At 67.4% G+C, this 17501-nt stretch carries 12 protein-coding genes; 6 read left to right on the top strand and 6 right to left on the bottom strand.

Features of this window, described 5'->3' with window-relative positions:
• On the top strand, positions 1 to 412 hold a 412-nt coding region (locus AC07Y4_RS30405), incomplete at its 5' end, for a hypothetical protein (RefSeq protein WP_495275527.1).
• 13 nt (positions 413 to 425) lie between these two features.
• On the opposite strand, the gene AC07Y4_RS30400 is transcribed toward AC07Y4_RS30405, so the two are convergent.
• Genes AC07Y4_RS30400 through AC07Y4_RS30385 form a run of 4 tightly spaced genes read right to left on the bottom strand, consistent with a single transcriptional unit; the run spans position 426 to position 4441 of the window.
• A complete protein-coding gene (locus tag AC07Y4_RS30400) occupies positions 426 to 1649 on the bottom strand; it encodes an ROK family transcriptional regulator (RefSeq protein WP_159272300.1) in 1224 nt (407 codons plus the stop codon).
• Positions 1642 to 2439, bottom strand: coding sequence for an ATP-binding cassette domain-containing protein (locus AC07Y4_RS30395; RefSeq protein WP_095744828.1), 798 nt, complete (start codon positions 2437 to 2439; stop codon positions 1642 to 1644). The genes AC07Y4_RS30400 and AC07Y4_RS30395 overlap by 8 nt, the downstream gene beginning before the upstream one ends.
• Positions 2439 to 3398: an ABC transporter permease gene (locus AC07Y4_RS30390; RefSeq protein WP_062475719.1), complete on the bottom strand. Its 960-nt coding sequence runs from the start codon at positions 3396 to 3398 to the stop codon at positions 2439 to 2441. The genes AC07Y4_RS30395 and AC07Y4_RS30390 overlap by 1 nt, the downstream gene beginning before the upstream one ends.
• 29 nt (positions 3399 to 3427) lie before the next feature.
• Complete coding sequence (locus AC07Y4_RS30385) at positions 3428 to 4441, bottom strand: sugar ABC transporter substrate-binding protein (RefSeq protein ID WP_062475722.1); 1014 nt, start codon at positions 4439 to 4441, stop codon at positions 3428 to 3430.
• A 466-nt stretch (positions 4442 to 4907) separates the two neighbouring features.
• Between AC07Y4_RS30385 and aspT (AC07Y4_RS30380) the strand changes: the two genes are divergently transcribed.
• The 5 genes from aspT (AC07Y4_RS30380) (at position 4908) to AC07Y4_RS30360 (ending at position 13716) form a co-directional block, all read left to right on the top strand.
• A complete protein-coding gene (gene aspT / locus AC07Y4_RS30380) occupies positions 4908 to 6596 on the top strand; it encodes an aspartate-alanine antiporter (RefSeq protein ID WP_487847306.1) in 1689 nt (562 codons plus the stop codon).
• Between the two features lie 73 nt (positions 6597 to 6669).
• Complete coding sequence (gene aspT / locus AC07Y4_RS30375) at positions 6670 to 8358, top strand: aspartate-alanine antiporter (RefSeq protein WP_487847307.1); 1689 nt, start codon at positions 6670 to 6672, stop codon at positions 8356 to 8358.
• Positions 8359 to 8411: 53 nt separating this feature from the next.
• Positions 8412 to 10085, top strand: coding sequence for a bifunctional aspartate transaminase/aspartate 4-decarboxylase (locus tag AC07Y4_RS30370; protein WP_139703833.1), 1674 nt, complete (start codon positions 8412 to 8414; stop codon positions 10083 to 10085).
• 87 nt (positions 10086 to 10172) lie between these two features.
• Entirely contained in the window at positions 10173 to 11879 is a 1707-nt protein-coding gene (locus AC07Y4_RS30365; RefSeq protein WP_487847308.1) for a molecular chaperone HscC, read from the top strand.
• 19 nt (positions 11880 to 11898) lie between these two features.
• Positions 11899 to 13716, top strand: a complete 1818-nt coding sequence (locus AC07Y4_RS30360) for a TonB family protein (protein WP_487847309.1) — start codon at positions 11899 to 11901, stop codon at positions 13714 to 13716.
• A 222-nt stretch (positions 13717 to 13938) separates the two neighbouring features.
• Here the strand turns inward: AC07Y4_RS30360 and AC07Y4_RS30355 are convergent, their stop codons facing one another.
• Together AC07Y4_RS30355 and AC07Y4_RS30350 are read right to left on the bottom strand one after the other, a co-directional pair.
• On the bottom strand, positions 13939 to 16107 hold the full coding sequence (locus AC07Y4_RS30355; protein ID WP_487847310.1) for a LamG-like jellyroll fold domain-containing protein: 2169 nt from the start codon (positions 16105 to 16107) through the stop codon (positions 13939 to 13941).
• 105 nt (positions 16108 to 16212) lie between these two features.
• Positions 16213 to 17388 (bottom strand): MFS transporter, encoded by a 1176-nt coding sequence (locus AC07Y4_RS30350; protein ID WP_487847311.1) that lies wholly within the window; start codon positions 17386 to 17388, stop codon positions 16213 to 16215.
• Positions 17389 to 17501 lie beyond the last annotated feature (113 nt).

Raw genomic sequence — 17501 nt, 5'->3', positions numbered from 1 at the left:
GCCCGCAGGCGACCCCCGGCGGTACTGGGCCCCGTGCCTGGGCGTGGCGCTGGTGGCGATGTCGCTCTTCTATGTGACCTTGAAAGACCTGGTGCACGAGAGCGCGGCGCGTGCTGCGCTCCTGACCACGGCAGTCGTTCCGGTCGAGGCCGAGCCCGACAGATCGACCGCCCGCGAAACGTTGCCGGATGCGGTGACCCGCGCATCCAAGGAACCTGCCACGCTGACGAACACGCACTTCGAGCCCCCAGTGATCGCCCCCGCAGCCAAGTCCGTGCCTGCCGTCGTCGAGGTGCACAAGTGCGTCACGCCCGAGGGCGATGCGGCCTACTCCGACGGGCCGTGCCCCGAGGGCGCACGCGCGAGCACGCTGCGATTGCCGCGCGACCTGCACGCCTCGGCGAGTTCCTGAGCTCTTGAACGGCTCACCCCGCCTTCAGAAACACATCGTGGTCCGGTGCGAAGTTGGCGTGCAGCGGCAGCATCGCGCCGCCCAGCGCGCAGGCCTGCGCCCCCGCCCTGCCCCCATGCAGCTGCGGCGCCCACAGGCCTTCCCAGTTGCATTGCGCGAGTGCCGCGCGGGTCTGTACCAGCAGCGCATCGAGCAGCGCGCGCGACATCGAACCGTCCATCACCACGTCGGCCAGGTCGAGCACCGCGGTGCTGCTGACGATGGCATGCGCCAACGCGCGTGACGCGCTGCCGAGCCAGGCCTGCGTGGCCGCGGCGAACGGCGCTTCGAGCGCGCGGTCGTCATACGCGGCCGTGGCGTCGAGGCCTTCGGCGCGCAGGCGTTGCTCCAGCTCCCACAGCGACGCCTCGGCCACCACCTGCGTCGACAGGCCTTCGGAGGGCTTCTCGGTGCGCATCGGGATCGACGCGAGCGCGCCCGCGTTGCCGTGCGCACCGGTGTGCAGGTGCGAGTTGATGACCAGCCCGCCGCCCACGAAGGTGTCGACGAAGATGTAGAGAAAGCTCTTGAGGTCGTGCCCGCGCCCTGTCACCAGCTCGGCCACGCAGGCCGCCACGGTGTCCCGCGCGAAGCCCACGGGCACGTCGGTGCGCGCGCGCACCTCGGCCAGCAGGTCCATCTGGTTCCATTCGTCCGACTGCGCCTTCGACAGCCCCAGCGTGCGGTGCCAGCCGCCGAGCTGGAACGGCGCCGCCAGACCCGCGCCCACGTTGCGCGCAGCCAGCGGCCCGAGCCCGTCGCGCAGGCGGTGGATGTGCTCGGCGATCACGGGCAGCAGCGCCGCGGCGTCCGGAAATTCGTAGCGGATCGCGTGGTGCTCGCGCACGCGTGCCGCGAAGTCGATCAGCAGCCACTCGGCCCCGCGCCGCCCGAGCTTCACGCCGATGGCAAAGGCGCCGTCGGGGTTCAGTGCCAGCGGCACCGAGGGCTGGCCGATGCGCCCGCGCACGCGGCTTTGCTTGACGATGAGGCCGTCGTCCTCGAGCCGCGCGGTGATGAGGCCGATGGTCTGCGCGCTCAGGCCCGTGAGCCGCGCGAGGTCGGCCTTGGGCAGGCTGGTGTGCACGCGCAATGCCTGCAGCACCACGCGCTCGTTGAACTGGCGCATGCCCACCTGGTTGGAGCCGCGCGGACGCAGCAAGGCCGACGGGCGCTCGAGGGCATCGGTATCAAGCATGCGCCTCCGCGGGCAACTGGTCGGCGGTCATGGCGCCGGTCATCACGGCCACGGTGTCGCTCATGCTGATCTTCTTCGGATTGAGCACGGCCGCGCGCCTGCCCAGGCGTGCCACGTGGATGCGGTCGGCCACCTCGAACACGTGCGGCATGTTGTGGCTGATGAGTACCACAGGCAGGCCGCGTTCGCGCACGCGGCGGATCAGCTCGAGCACCATGTTGCCTTCCTTCACGCCGAGCGCGGCGGTGGGCTCGTCCATGATGACCACGTGCCGCGCGAAGGCCGCGCTGCGCGCCACGGCCACGCACTGGCGCTGGCCGCCCGAGAGCGTTTCGACGGCCTGCGTCATCGACTGGATGCCGACCTTCAGGTCGGCCATGCGCGCCGTGCTTTCGAGCAGCATCTTCTTCTTGTCGAGCATGCGCAGCACATTGCCCAGGAAGCCGGGGCGGCGCAGTTCGCGGCCGAGAAAGAGGTTCTCGTAGATGGTCATCGCGGGCGCGACGGCGAGGTCCTGGTAGACCGTCTCGATGCCGGCGCGCCGCGCGTCCAGCGGGTTGCGGAAATGCACCGGCGCGCCGTCGAGCAGGATCTGGCCTTCGTCGGGCACGATGGCGCCCGACAGCGCCTTGATGAGCGACGACTTGCCCGCGCCGTTGTCGCCGATCACCGCGAGGATCTCGCCTTCGCGCAATTCGAAGTCGACGCCGTCGAGCGCGGTGACCTGGCCGTAGCGCTTCACCAGGCCCTTGGCCTGCATCACGATCTTGGGATTGGCCACGGTGTTCATCAGCGGGCTCCCTTGCGCGAGAGTTGATCGGCCGCCACCGCCAGGATCACGAGCACGCCCGTCACCAGCACCTGGTAGATCGACGACACGCCCATCAGCGTGAGCCCGTTGCGGAACACGCCCACGATGAGCACACCGATGAGCGAGCCCAGCACGATGCCGCGCCCGCCGAAGAGGCTGGTGCCGCCGAGCACCACGGCCGTGATGGCGTCCAGGTTCTCGGTCTGGCCCGCGTTCGGGTCGCCCACGCCGGTGCGCGCCACCGACAGCAGCGAGGCGATGCCGTAGAACACGCCCGCCGCCACGTACACCGCGAGCAGCACGCGCTGCGTGGGAATGCCCACCAGCCGCGTGGCCTCGGCGTTGTTGCCGATCGCGTAGACATGCCGGCCGGCCGCCGTCTCGCGCAGCACGAACCACGCGAGCGCATAGAGCGCGAGCATGAGCACCGAGCCCCACGCCACCTCGGCACTGCCGATGGTGAAGGTGGTGCCCAGGCCCGTGAGGCCGGCGGGCAGGTCGGTGATGGTCTGCGAAGACGAATACAGCTGCGTGATCGCGAACGCGATGTTCAGCGTGCCCAGCGTCACGATGAACGGCGGCAGCTTGATGCGCGTGACCAGCAGGCCGTTGAGCAGGCCGAACAGCGTCGTCACGCCGATGCCGCACAGGATGGCCACCGGCACCGGCATGCCGAGCTCGGTGGCGAACTTCGTCATGATGATCCCGCCCAGCGCCATCACCATGCCGCACGACAGGTCGATGCCGGCCGTGAGGATGATCAGCGTCTGGCCGATGGCGATCACGCCCACCACCATCACCTGCTGCAGGATCAGCGACAGGTTGCCGCCCGTCAGAAAACGCTCGGACTGCGTCGCAAAGAAGATGCAGGCGCCGAGCAGGGCCAGCCACGGCCCGAGGGCGCCCCACGGGATGTGGTGCGTCGGAGATTTCGCCATCGGTGTGCCTCCCTATAGACCGGGGCCGTTTACTTCTTGCCCCAGCACAGCTCGGTGCCGGTCTTGGTGTCCTTGCTGTCGACGCCGGCCACGCTCTTGCCGGCGATGAGCGTCACGCCGGTGTCGACGTAGCCCGAGGCCTTCTTGCCGGTCTTGGCGAATTCGACGCCCGCAGCCACGCCCATGGCGGCCATCTTCAGCGGGTACTGCTGCGAGGTCGCGGCGATGATGCCGGCGGCCGTGTCCTTGATGCCCTGGCAGCCGCCGTCGACCGAGACGATCATCACGCCCTTCTCCTTGCCCGCGCGCTTGAGCGCGTTGTAGGCACCGGCCGCGGCGGGCTCGTTGATGGTGTAGACCAGGTTCACGTCGGGCGCCTTCTGCAGGCAGTTCTCCATCACGGTCTGCGCCTTGGCCTGGTCGCCGAAGCTGTCGGCCATGCAGACGATCTCGGGCGACTTGGACAGCTCGTTCGACTTGGCGTCGTTGGCCGGCAGGCCGAAGCCCTTCATGAAGCCGTTGTGGCGCTGCGCGCCCACGGGATGGCCCGGCAGCAGGTCGAGCGCGACGATCTTGGGCGTCTTGCCGGCCATCGCGGCCTTGGCGTATTCGCCGATGAGCACGCCGGCCGTGTAGTTGTTGGTGGCGAAGAGCGCGTCGGTGGCGTCCGGCGGATCGGCCGGGCTGTCGAGTGCGATCACCTGCACGCCCTTGTCGCGCGCCTTCTTGATCGCCGGCACGATGGCCTTGGCGTCGCTGGGCGTGATGAGGATGGTCTTGGCGCCGGCGGCGATCATGTTTTCCATCGCGGTGATCTGGCCCGCGTTGTCGCCGTCGGCCTTTCCTGCCCCCGACAGCAGCTTGGCGCCGAGCTTCTTGGCTTCTTCCTGCGCGCCCTCTTTCATCTTCACGAAGAAGGGGTTGGTCTCGGTCTTGGTGACCAGGCCGATGACGGGCGGGTCGGCGGCCAGGGCCGTGGACGTGGCCGAGGCGGCAAGGGCCAGGACGGCCAGGGCGGGAACGAAGCGCGGGCTGATGAACATGAGGTTGTCTCCTTCAGGGGGCGGGCGCACAGCGCCTGCCGTACTTGCTATGGAACCGGATGACGATCCGCCAACGAGCGGAAAGGCATTCGGACGAGGGGGACTATCGAGCAGTCGACCGACTAAATCAAGCCACTTGAGTTATCGAAAACCCGAGGCCGGACAGGTTCGTGCGGTCAGAGCTGACTGCGACGGAGGATTCCGTGCAGCGCGTAATTTGTAATTCAAACGGCCTCGTTTCTATTGCCGCTCGCTCAATTCTTTTCTGATTTTGACAATTGTCATGGATGTTGATTTATCGTCATCGAAGATGCAAAGAATCGGCAATTCGCAAAACGAAAAATAAAGTTTTCGCTGGAGCCCCACCACTCGCCAGCCGTTGATGCCAATGGATGCAGTGCTCCTTTTTTCGTTGCGATCCGCCGACCCGCTCGAATGAACAAATAACCCGGAGGGATCGCGGCACATGTTCGGCCACCTTGTGGAAATACTCAGAAACAGTCCGGAAATCGCATTGTTTCTGGTGCTGTGCATTGGCTACGCCGTGGGCCAGATCCGCTTCGGGCCGATCCAGCTGGGCGGCATCTGCGGCACGCTGATTGCCGCGCTGGTGGTCGGCCAACTGGGCATCCGGCTCGACGACAGCGTGAAGAACGTGTTCTTCATGCTCTTCATCTTTGCGCTCGGCTACGCGGGCGGTCCGCAGTTCTTCGCCAACCTCGACGCCAAGGGGTTGCGGCTGGGCCTGCTGTGCCTGGTCGAGGTGGTGGTGGTGCTCGCGCTGGTGCTCGGCGCCACGGTGCTGCTGTCGCTCGACCGCGGCACGGCCGCCGGGCTGATGGCAGGCGCGGCCACCGAATCGGCCGTGGTGGGCACGGCGACCGACGCGATCTCGAAGCTGTCGCTCCCCGCCGCCGAGATCGCGCAGCTGCAGGCCAACGTGGTCACGGCCTACTCCATCACCTACGTGTTCGGGCTCATCGCCATCGTGGTGGTCACGAGCCAGGTGTTTCCGCTGCTGCTGCGCGTGAACCTGCGCGCCGAAGCCGACAAGCTCTGGAAGACCATGGGCGGCGGCGCCGACGACCCGGAGGCCGCCAGCGCCACGCCCGAGATGGTCGGGCGTGTGTTCCGCGTCACCGTGGGCCGCGGCCGCTCGGTCGGCGAGCTGACGGAGATCCTCGGGCGGCAGGCCAGCATCGAGCGCGTGGTGCGCGACGGCCAGAGCCTCGCGGTCGAGCCCGACTTGCACCTGCGCGTGGGCGACCAGGTGCTGGCCATCGGTCGGCGCAGCGCGCTCGTCAACGTAGGCGAGCTGCTGGGCCGCGAGTTCGCCGACACCACCGCCTTCGACACCGTGGTCGAGACCACCGAGGTCGTCGCCAACCGCCGCGAATGGTTCGGCCGCGGGCTGCGCATGCTGGAAAACGAGTTGCCGTCCGCCGTGCAGGTGATCGGCGTGGCGCGCGACGGCCACGCCATGCCGCTCGTGAACGACCTCACGCTGCAGCGCGGCGACGTGCTCCAGCTCTACGGCCCCGCGCCCGAGGTGGCGAGCGCCATCGCGCAGGTCGGCGACCGCGTGATCGCCTCCACGCGCAGCAACATCAGCTTCGCCGCCGCGGGCATCCTGCTGGGCGTATTCATCGGCAGCTTCAGCGCGAAGCTCGGCGGCATTCCGTTTTCGCTCGGCACTGGTGGCGGCGCACTGCTCACGGGGCTGGCCTTCGGCTGGTACCAGTCGAAGCACCCGCACCGCCTGAGCGTGCCGGCCGACGCGCTGGCGCTCATGAAGGACCTGGGCCTGGCCACCTTCATCGCCTGCGTGGGCCTGGCCTCGGGGCCGCAGGCGCTGGCGCTGGTCCAGAAGTTCGGCGTTGCACTGCCGCTGGTGGGCATCGCCGTCGCGGTGGTGCCGGCCAGCATCTCGCTGTTCGTCGGCCACCGCCTGCTCAAGCTCGAGGCGCCGGTGCTGCTGGGCGCCATCGCCGGCCAGCAGTGCAGCACGCCCGCGCTCAGCGCGGTGCAGAACGCCGCGGGCAATGCCACGCCGCTGCTGGGCTACACGATCACCTACGCCATCTCGAACGTCGTGCTGCCGCTGATGGGCCCGCTGATCGTGGCCCTGGCCGGACTGGTGCAGCACGCGAAATAAGACAACGACCCGAGACGCTCCACGCCCTTTTCTTCTCTCTTCTTCTCATTGATGCACTGAAAGGACTTCCCCTATGGAATGGCTGCATGAACTCTTCAAGAAGTCGCCCGAAATGGCGCTGTTTCTCTCGCTGGCCGTCGGCTACTGGATCGGCAAGATCAAGTTCGGCAAGTTCCAGCTCGGCGGCGTCGCCGGCTCGCTGCTGGTGGCGGTGATCGTCAGCCAGGTCGGCGTGCAGATCGACGGCGGCGTGAAGGCCGTGCTGTTCGCGCTGTTCATCTACGCCGTGGGCTTCGAGAGCGGGCCGCAGTTCTTCAGCTCGCTGGGCAAGCAGTCGATCAAGGAGATCATCCTGGCCGCCGTGATGGCGGCCACGGGCCTGGCGACCGTGGTGGTCATGGCCAAGCTGTTCGGGCTCGACAAGGGCCTGGCGGCGGGCGTGGCGGCCGGCGGCCTCACGCAGAGCGCCATCATCGGCACCGCGGGCGACGCCATCGGCAAGCTCGGGCTCGCCGCGGCCGAGACCGCGCGACTGCAGGGCAACGTGGCCATCGGCTACGCCGTGACCTACGTGTTCGGCTCGTTCGGCGCGATCATCGTGTGCGTCAACATCCTGCCCAAGCTCATGGGCCGCAGCATCCGCGACGATGCGATCGCGGCCGAGACCGCGATGCAGGCCGGCGTGAAGGTGCTCGGCTCCGACCAGGAAGAAGCCGCGCCCTCGCTGGTCGGGCGCATCTACCAGCTCACGAGCGACCCGCAGCGCACGGTGGCCGACATCGAGAACGCCAACCCGGCCACCACCATCACCATCGAGCGCGTGAAGCGCGACGGCAAGTTCGTCGAAGTCAGCCCCACGCTCGTGCTGCGCCAGGGCGACTACGTGCTCACCGTGGGCCGGCGCGACGCCGTGGTGGCGAGCGCGCCGCTGCTGGGCAAGGAGGTCGACGCGGTCGACGGCATGGAGCTGACGCTGAACAAGCGCGAGATCGTGCTCACCAACAAGGACTTCGGCGGCAAGACCGTCGACCAGATCCGCCAGGCCACCGCCGGCGGCGTGCGCCACGGCATCTTCGTGGTGCAGCTCAGCCGCATGGGCCAGGTGCTGCCGATGAAGCCCGACACCGTCGTGCAGGTGGGCGACCTGGTGTCGATCTTCGGCGCCGAGCAGGACGTGAAGCGCGTCGCCTCCCTCGTCGGCGACGTGATCGTGCCCAGCGCCAAGACCGACTTCGTGTACCTGGGCGCGGGCCTGGTGGTGGGCCTCTTGGTCGGCCTGCTGAGCGTGAAGATCGGCGCCATTCCGCTGACGCTCGGCGCCGGCGGCGGCGCGCTGCTGTCGGGCCTGCTGTTCGGCTGGTACCGCGCGAAGAAGCAGACCTTCGGCGCGCTGCCGCCCAGCGCGGTGCAGCTGCTGAAAGATCTGGGCCTGGCGGGCTTCGTGGTCGTGGTCGGCCTGACGTCGGGCCTGCAGGCCGTGCAGACCATCAAGGAGCTGGGCCTGACCATCTTCGGCGTCGGCGTGGTCGTCACGCTGGTGCCGATGATTCTCACGATGCTGTTCGGGCGCTACGTGCTGCGCTACGACAACACGGCCGTGTTCGCGGGCGCGCTGAGCGGCTCGCGCAGCGCCAACCCGGCCTTCGGCGAAGTGCTGGGCAAGGCCGAGAACGCGATCCCCACCGTGCCCTTCGCCATCACCTACGCGCTGGCCAACGTGTTCCTCACGCTGCTGGGGCCGCTGATCGTGGCGCTGGTCTGAGCACCACGCCTTCTCTCTTCTCTCGTTTCATTTTTTCAACCAAGGAGTACTCCATGGATTTCGGCGACGTGAAAAAGCTGGGCGGCCTGAGCCCGTTCGAACTGAAGGATGCGCTGATCCAGGTCGCACGACAGAGTGACCGCCTCATGCTCAACGCCGGCCGCGGCAACCCGAACTTTCTGGCCACCACCCCGCGCCACGGCTTCTTCCAGTTCGGCCTGTTCGCCATGACCGAGGCCGAGCGCTCGTACATCTACATGGCGGACGTGGGCGGCTTTCCGCAGCGCGAGGGCATCGAGGCGCGCTTCGAGCTCTTCGCCAAGTCGCACGAGGGCGAGCCCGGCGTGCGCTTCATCGAGGCCGCCGTGTCCTACGTGCGTGACCAGCTGGGTCTGTCGGCCGGCGACTTCATCTACGAGATGTGCGAGGCCATCCTGGGCTGCAACTACCCGGTGCCCGACCGCATGCTGCGCCTGACCGAGATCGTCGTGGGCCAGTACATCCACAAGGAAATGATCGGCACCCACCCCTTCGTGGGCAAGTTCGACATGTACGCGGTGGAAGGCGGCACCGCCGCCATGACCTACCTGTTCAACAGCCTGCGCGAGAACCACCTGCTGTCGCCCGGCGACACCATCGCGCTGGGCATGCCGATCTTCACGCCCTACATCGAGATCCCGCACCTGAACGACTACCAGCTCATCGAGGCGCTGATCGACGCGCCGCCGGAGAACAACTGGCAGTTCACCAAGAAGGAGCTGCAGAAGCTGCTCGACCCGAAGGTCAAGGCCTTCTTCCTGTGCAACCCGAGCAACCCGCCCTCGGTGAAGATCAGCGACGAGGTGCTGGGCTACATCGCCGACATCGTGAAGCAGCGGCCCGACCTCATCATCCTGACGGACGACGTGTACGGCACCTTCGCCGACAACTTCCTGTCGCTGTTCGCGATCTGCCCGCAGAACACCATCCTGGTGTATTCGTTCTCGAAGTACTTCGGCGCCACCGGCTGGCGCATGGGCGTGGTCGCCACGCACGAGGACAACATCCTCGACCGCAAGATCGCCGCCCTGCCCGAGGCCAAGCGCAAGGAGCTCGACGCGCGCTACAGCTCCATCACCACCGAGCCACGCAAGCTGAAGTTCATCGACCGCCTCGTGGCCGACAGCCGCACCGTGGCGCTGAACCACACGGCCGGCCTGTCGACCCCGGTGCAGGCGCAGATGGTGATGTTCTCGCTGTTCTGCCTCATGGACGAGGGCGAGACCTACAAGAAGTCGATGAAGCACATCGTCTCGCGCCGCAAGGAGGCGCTGTACCGCGAGCTCGGCCTGCCCCTGCCGCCCGACCCGAACTCGGTGAGCTACTACCACCTGCTCGACCTGCAGGACATCGCCACGCAGATGCACGGCGAGCGCTTCGGCAAATGGATTCTCACCAAGCTGCAGCCGAACGAGGCGCTGTTCCGCATCGCCGCCGAAACCAGCATCGTGCTGCTGCCCGGTCGCGGCTTCGGCGGCAAGCACCCGTCGGGGCGCGTGTCGCTGGCCAACCTCAACGAGTACGACTACGCGAACATCGGGCGCTCGCTGCGCAAGATGGCTTCGGAGTACTTTGCGGTGTTCGAGAAGGAGGTGGGGGGCGGCAAGGTGGACAACGCGGGAAAGGCGGCCAAGGGCGGCGTCGGCAAGACCACTGTCGTTAAACCCGCAAAACGCGGCAAAAAGTAGCCTCGTTCCGCCCCTTGCGCGGCCCCGAAATGTATGCCTTTGACATACGATCAAAGGCATAAAAGAGGGATCGCAAAGGGGCGAGAAATGATCGTAGGCATTGACCTGGGCACGACCAACAGCCTGGTGGCGGTGTGGCGGGAAGGGAAGTCCGTTCTGATTCCCAACGGACTGGGCGAATACCTGACGCCGTCATGCGTCAGCCTCGACGAGGACGACACCGTGCTCGTCGGCAAGGCCGCCAGGGAACGGCTTCAGACGCATCCGGACCGCACCGCCGCCGTCTTCAAGCGCTACATGGGCAGCAACAAGACGGTGCGCCTGGGCAAGCGCAGCTTCAGGCCCGAAGAGCTTTCGGCACTGGTGCTGCGTTCACTCAAGGCCGATGCCGAGGCCATGCTGGGTGTACCGGTTCATGAAGCCGTCATCACCGTGCCCGCGTACTTTTCGGATGCGCAACGCAAAGCCACCCGTGCGGCGGGCGAACTCGCCGGCCTGAAGGTCGACCGGCTGCTGAACGAGCCCACCGCCGCGGCACTCGCCTACGGCATGCACGACATGGGCGCCGAAACGCGCTTTCTGGTGTTCGACCTCGGCGGTGGCACTTTCGACGTATCGATCCTCGAAATGTTCGAGGGTGTGATGGAGGTGCGTGCGTCGGCCGGCGACAACTTCCTGGGCGGCGAGGACTTCGTCGAATCGCTGATCACCCTGTTCTTCGAACGCAACGCTCTGCCGGCGAGCCTGCGCAGCAACGCCCAGTTCATGCAACGCCTGGCCGCACAAGCCGAAGCGGCCAAGCGCCTCCTCAGCACCGAGCCCAGTGCCGAAATCAACGTGGCGCACGAGTCGGTGCAGCACCGCCTGCAGATCGATGAAACCACGCTCGAACAGGCCTGCGCGCACTTGCTCAAGCGCCTGCGCACACCGGTGGAACGCGCGCTGCGCGACGCCAACCTGCGTGCCGGCGAACTCGATGCAGTGGTGCTCGCAGGGGGTGCCACGCGCATGCCCGCGATCCGGCGGCTGGTGACCACGATGTTCGGTCGTTTCCCGTCGATCGACTTCAACCCGGACGAAGTCGTTGCACTGGGCGCGGCAGTGCAGGCGGGATTGAAGGCGCGGGACGCGGCGCTCAAGGAAGTGGTCATGACCGATGTCGCGCCCTATTCGCTCGGCGTGGCAGTGAGCCGCTGGCTCAGCGAGACCACCGCCACGCATGGGCATTTCGACCCCATCATCGAACGCAACAGCACCGTGCCTGTGAGCCGCTCCAAGAGCTACGTCCCCAACTCCGCCACCCAGACCTCGGTCGACCTGCACGTGTTCCAGGGAGAGTCGCGGATGGTGCGGGACAACGTGCACCTGGGAACGCTGCACGTGCCGCTGCCGCAGGGACCGGTGTCCGAGGCGGCGGTCGAAGTGCGCTTCACCTATGACGTCAACGGCCTGCTGCAGATCGAGGCCACGGTCCAGAAGACCCAGGAGACCTTCAGCCTGCTGATCGAAGGCAACCCGGGGCTGTTGAGCGAGACCGAGATCAAGGAGCGCCTGATGGCCTTGAGCGAACTCAAGATCCATCCGCGCGACCGCATGGAAAACCGCACGCTGCTGGCGCGCGGGGAGCGCATCTACCAGCAGCTGCGCGGCGACGTGCGGGAATGGCTCGGCATGTGCATTTCGGAGTTCGAGCGTGCGCTCGCCACGCAGGACAAGCGCGTCATCGCCCCAGCGCACCGCCAATTCCAGGAGCAGTTGCAGCAGATCGAACGCGACAGCCATCTGGCCGACTGAGCTGGGGAGCGACGACACCATGACCGAAGTCCCAGGCTTCCTGCTCGAACTCGGGCTGCGCCCGGATGCCGACGAGCGTGCGGTCCGGCGCGCCTATGCGGTCGAACTGAAGAAGATCGACCAGGAGACGCAAGCGGAGCGGTTCCAGCGGCTGCGAGAGGCATATGAAGCGGCGTTGTACTGGGCCCGGCATGTGCGGGAGGCAGAAGCAGCGCAGGAAATCCAGGCGGCGACGGCGAACGCACAGACGAGCGGGGACGTCGCGCAACAACAGCCCCAGCCTGTCACCGTCCGCGCTCCCGCGACGCACGACGAACACGCGCCCTCGCTGCCACCGGCCGCTGACGCCGATCGCACAGTGCCGCGCCATGACAGCGTGCGCGACATCATGGTCGCACTCGACACCCGGCTGCAGGAGGACCCGCTGCAGACGGTTCGAGAAGCCACCGTGTTGCTGGAAGCCACGCTCGAAGACCCTCGCCTGCTCGACATGGACGCCCGCGTTCTCTTCGAGGCCAATATCGCCCACCTGCTCGCCTGCGGCTGGCGGCCGGGCCACGAGTACCTGTTCGAGGCGGCGCTCGTGGTCTTCGATTGGCGTACCGATTCGGCCAGGCTGCTGCGCTTGGGACAGGCCGGCCACCTGGTCGACCGCGCCATCGTCGAGCAAGACGCGCAGGCCCAGCAATCGCCAGCCGATCGCGATACGCAACGTCAATACCTGGAGCTGCTGCGCCACACCGCCGACCCCGGGCCGCAAGCCCTGGCGTTGGGCCTGGGGCGTGTAATGCACGCTGCCCATACCTATCCGACGTGGCTACGGCTGACGATGGACACGGCCAACATCGAACATTGGCGTGAACGCAATGCCGACCTCGCGCGCTCGACAGTGCAGAACCAGCCATCGATGGCGAGCGCGCACAGCGGTTCAATCACCGCTTCACAGATGACGGCATGGTTCGTGGCCTTCTGTGGGGCGGTGATACTGATCTTTCTGCTGAGGACAGTGGCCACCGGCGAGGGGAACCAGGGCACCGCGACAGCAAATGCGGCAGCAGCCCGCGCGGGGGCGGCGGCGATGGCGGAAGCGATACGCAAGCTGCCAACTTCGCAGTCTTCGCCGCCATCGCTCTCCGGGCTGCCGGACTCCAGCGCGAACGACGCAACAGCCCGTTGGCCAGCCCTGCAAGCACCCATTAACGGGAAAACCGGCACCAATGCCCCGAGCGCTCAACGCCCGGCAACCGAGCCCGACCCGCCGGTGGCGCAATACACCAAGCAGCCTCATGTCGCCTACCCGACCATGTCCAAGCGGCTCGGCGAACAGGGCCGCGTGGTGCTCAAGGTCATGGTCCAGCCTACGGGGTCGGTCAGCGATGCCACCGTGTTGCAAAGCTCCGGATTCGCGCGGCTCGATGCTGCGGCCATCGATGCCGTGCGAGGGGCCCAAGTCGTTCCCATGAAGAGCATGAACGGGCGCACCGTGGCGGCTTGGTACAAGGCCTCGATCAATTTCGTGTTGAGCGACGTCGCGTCAGGGTCAGCCACTTCAACGAGACCCGAGAGCAAGCGGAACTACGGCGACGCCGTGACCGCCGCCGTGAGACCCAACATCCTGTTCACCAAGGAGGTTCCAGGAAATCCGCTGGTCGAGTACACGCTGGACCTTGCGGCCGACGGCAAGATCCTTGCAGCGAACCTCTCCAGGGCCAGCGGCGTGCCCGAATGGGATGCCGCCGCGCTGCGTGCCATCCACAAGACTGGCCACATGCCGCTGACCGAGCAAGGCACGGTGCCGCCGAAGATGGTGCTGGGGCTGCGGCCCAAGGTTCAATGACACGCATCGCGCCGGGCATATCGCCCTCAACCCGCCGTACACCGTGAAATCGGCTTGCGCGTGCTGCGCAGGAAGCTGGCCGAACCAGGCTTGCCGACCGGTCCTGGCCATCTGTTCGCTGCAGCGGTGGTTGCGCTGGGCGTTCGCGTCATCTGACGACGGCTGCCGACCGTCGCCGTTGAGACGCGCTTCCCGTGCCAACGGCGCGGGAAGCCAAGAAACTCAAGCCGCCCTGCGCGCCGTCAGCCACTGCGACGGCGCCAGGGCCGCCGCCACCACGCGCACTTCGCCGATGTGGCCGAAGAAGCCGTCGGCGCGCGTACCGTCCCACGAGCCGCCGCCCACCACCCAGGGCGCGGTGGCCTTCAGCGTGGCCAGGCCCGGCACGGCCGCCGAGTTGCGCAGCACCGGGGCGCCCTCGACGTACATCGTGGTGTCGTGCGACACCGGGTCGTTGACGATGGCGATGTGCACCCAGCGGTCGGCGAGCACCTCGCCCGACCAGTTGGCCTTGGCCGAACGTGTGCCCGTCGTGTTCGGCACCACCTCCCACTGCACCTCGCGCAGGCTCGAGATGGCGAAGAGCATCGGCGGCGATTCGCCGTCACCGCCGGTGTAGCTCGCGAGGTCGCCGCGGCGTCCGTCGCGCGTCATGATGTTCATCCACGCGTGCAGCTTGCTGGTCCAGCTCTTGTCGATCTTGACGAAGGCCTCGACGGTGTAGCCGTTGTCCAGCGTCTGCGCATTGATCGGCGCCGAGGCCTCGGTGAGGAAGTAGCTCATCCGCGCCTTGTTGGTGTTCAGGAAGCGCACCGAGCCCGGCGCGGCCGAGAGGCGGTGGCGGTCGTCGGTCCACACGACGTCGCCGTCGGCCGCGCCCACCACGCCGTTCTGGTTCAGGGCATCGCGCCGCAGCGGATTCGCACCCGTCACGTCCGCGATCACGGTGCCCGGCAGCACCGGCTGGTTCACCGCACCGCCGACGAAGCGCCAGTGCGCCAACGTGTTCGCGACCTTGGGGTAGTCCTCCGCATCGGCGGCGGGCCGCTGCACGGTGGCTTCGGGGTCCTTGTAGTTGGCCAGGATCAGCGCCTTCGCCTGCTCGACCAGCGACTGCTCGACCGTGGCCTCGCCCGCGGCAAAGCCCTTGTTGAAGCCGGCGAAGCGCTGCGCGAAATCCATCTCGATGGTGAAGGCCTCGTTGGGCGTGGTGAGCACGGCCTGGTCGAAGGCGTTCAGCGTGGCGGCGGGCTTTTGCGGCACCCAGGGCGAGAACGACAGTACCTTGATCTGCTTGTTCGTCAGGTCGAACTCGTACAGGCGCATCAGGCCGTTGCCGCCCTGGTAGGCCATCTGGTAGTCGACCACCATCTCCTCGACCTTGTGGCCGAAGTCGTTGGTCTTCGTGAGGTGCGCGGCGCCGTGGTGGTGGCCGTTGAGCGTCATGAAGATCTGGTCGTTGTCGCGGATCAGCTTCTCCCACAGCATCTTGCCGTAGTCGGTTTCCAGCGGGCTGGTGCCATCGGGCGCGATGTTGAGCAGCTGGTGGTTGACCAAAATCACGGGCAGCGTCGGGTTCTTCGCGATCACCTGGCGCGCCCACGCGATGCCCGCGTCGGACACGCGCCACGACAGCGACAGCACCATGAACTTCTGGCCCTGCGCCTCGAACACGTGGTACTCGTGGAAGCCGCTGGTGTCGCGCGCGCCGAAGGTGGCCTGCTTCTTTGCGCGCTCGGTGCCGAACCACTGCAGGTAGGGCTCGGCGGCCAGGTTGCGGGCGGCGTCGGTGCCGTTGACGGGGTCGACGCCGTAGTCGACGCCGTAGTCGACGTCGTTCAGCACGTCGTGGTTGCCGGCCAGCACGCTGTAGGGCAGCTTCGCGTCCTCGAGCACCTTCATGGCGGCATCGGCCACCTTCCATTGGTCGGGCTTGCCGACCTGGTCGACCACGTCGCCGAGGTGGATGGTGAAGGGAATATGCAGTGCCTTGGCGTTGGCGGCGATCCACTTTGTCTGCGCCGCGAAGGGCGCACTGCCGAAGCGCTTGTCGTACTGGTCGCTCTCGGCGGCGGTGGCGTAGCGCGCGTAGAACTGGGTGTCGGGCATCACGGCCAGCGCGAAGCTCGAACGCTTGCTCACGACGGGTTCTGGCGCGGGCGGGTTGGGCGCCGGTGCGGGGGCCGGCAGCGGGCCGAAGCCTGCGCTGCCGCCGCCACCACCGCCGCAGGCGGCGATGAGGGCGCTGCTGCCGCCGACGGTGAGCAGGGAGGCGCCGAGCTTGAGCATCTGCCGGCGTTGCGGGATGCGTTCGGTGTCGGGAGCGGAGGGGGAAGAAGACGGGGAAAGCGGAAGCGCGCGTGCGCCGCGCGGATCGACGGAATCGGACATGACAAGAGAAAACGTTGGGAAGCACCCAGCGTAGGTCGCGGCCGTGACTCGGTCATGTACGGCCCATGACACTTCGCCCCCGAAGCGCCCTCCCCTGAACCCGGCTCAGGCCTGGGCCGCGCGCCCCGACGGTTCGTGCATCACCATCCGCCACGCGCACAACGTGCCCGCCACCGCCAGCAGCGCCGCCAGCGCGAACATCGTGCGATACCCCAGCTCCTGCGCCACCGCCCCGCCGAGCAGCACGCCCAGCACGCCGCCGAAGCCGTAGCCGATCACCGTGAACAGCGCCTGCCCACGTCCGCGCAGGTGGCCGGGGAAGCGGCGCGACACCACGGCGATGCAGGCCGTGTGGTGCGCCGCGAAGCTCAGCGCATGCAGCCACTGCGCGATGACCAGCGCCGCGATGAAGCCGCCGAGCCCGGCCGTGAGGCCGAGCCGCGCCACGCCGGCGATGCCGCACACCAGCATCCAGCGCGGCATCGGCAAGAGGCCGATGAGCCGGCCCTGCAGGAAGAACCAGACGATCTCGGCCACCACCGACAGCGCCCACAAGAGGCCGATGGTGCTCTTGCCGTAGCCGATCGAATCGAGGTACAGCGAGAAGAACGCGTACACCGAGAAATGCGACATCACCTGGAAGAACAGCGACGCGAAGAACCAGCGCACGGCGGGGATGCGCAGCACGGGGCCGATGGGCTCCTTCACGGCGTCGTGCGCGGCCGGCGGCTCGCGCAGGTCGGGCAGCTTCATCGTCGCGAGCAGCACCACGGCCAGCGTGCCGGCGGCCCAGTACGGGAAGTGCTTCATGCCGAAGCGCTCGAACCACTCGCCCGCGACGAACACGGTGACCAGGAAGCCGGCCGAGCCGCACAGGCGGATGCGCCCGTAGCGCCCCCAGTCGCCCGCGACGATCTGCGCCATGGCCGCTTCGGTGAGCGACATCATCGAGCTGGTGTGCGTGAACATCACGAGCAGCACCAGCGCGAGCCACCAGGCGCCGCCGTGCCACCACAGGCCGAAGGAGCTGGCCAGCGCCACCGCGGCGCTGAAGCGCAGCAGCTTCACGCGCTGGCCGGTGTGGTCGCTGAGCGCGCCCCAGGCATAAGGCGCGAAGACGCGCGTGATCGATTGCACCGAGGCCAGCAGGCTGATCGTGAAGATCGGCAGGCCCAGGTCCTTGAGCCACAGCGGCAGGTACGGATTGAAGAAACCGATGTGCGCGAAGTAGCTGGCCGACAGGCCAGCGAATGCCAACAGGTGGCCGCGCCCGGCGGCCACAGGTGGCGGCGTGGACCTAGGGCTTGCTGACACTGTGCAAGGGGATCGCGTTGCTTCGCAAAGGGGCTGGCTGCAAGGCGCCCGCGCGCAGCAAGGCTGAAGCCTTGCAAGCG

The sequence above is a fragment of the Variovorax sp. GW460-12-1-14-LB1 genome, assembly GCF_059423605.1.
The sequence above is the reverse complement of the archived record's forward strand: the minus strand, read 5'-3'. Positions and strand labels throughout refer to the sequence as shown.

What these genes read in the sequence shown, in the direction of transcription:
- AC07Y4_RS30365 (WP_487847308.1), top strand. Translation starts at nt 10,173, where the DNA reads ATGATCGTAGGCATTGACCTGGGCACGACCAACAGCCTGGTGGCGGTG.
- AC07Y4_RS30355 (WP_487847310.1), bottom strand. Translation starts at nt 16,107, where the DNA reads ATGTCCGATTCCGTCGATCCGCGCGGCGCACGCGCGCTTCCGCTTTCC.
- AC07Y4_RS30390 (WP_062475719.1), bottom strand. Translation starts at nt 3,398, where the DNA reads ATGGCGAAATCTCCGACGCACCACATCCCGTGGGGCGCCCTCGGGCCG.
- aspT (WP_487847306.1), top strand. Translation starts at nt 4,908, where the DNA reads ATGTTCGGCCACCTTGTGGAAATACTCAGAAACAGTCCGGAAATCGCA.
- AC07Y4_RS30400 (WP_159272300.1), bottom strand. Translation starts at nt 1,649, where the DNA reads ATGCTTGATACCGATGCCCTCGAGCGCCCGTCGGCCTTGCTGCGTCCG.
- AC07Y4_RS30370 (WP_139703833.1), top strand. Translation starts at nt 8,412, where the DNA reads ATGGATTTCGGCGACGTGAAAAAGCTGGGCGGCCTGAGCCCGTTCGAA.
- aspT (WP_487847307.1), top strand. Translation starts at nt 6,670, where the DNA reads ATGGAATGGCTGCATGAACTCTTCAAGAAGTCGCCCGAAATGGCGCTG.
- AC07Y4_RS30360 (WP_487847309.1), top strand. Translation starts at nt 11,899, where the DNA reads ATGACCGAAGTCCCAGGCTTCCTGCTCGAACTCGGGCTGCGCCCGGAT.
- AC07Y4_RS30385 (WP_062475722.1), bottom strand. Translation starts at nt 4,441, where the DNA reads ATGTTCATCAGCCCGCGCTTCGTTCCCGCCCTGGCCGTCCTGGCCCTT.
- AC07Y4_RS30395 (WP_095744828.1), bottom strand. Translation starts at nt 2,439, where the DNA reads ATGAACACCGTGGCCAATCCCAAGATCGTGATGCAGGCCAAGGGCCTG.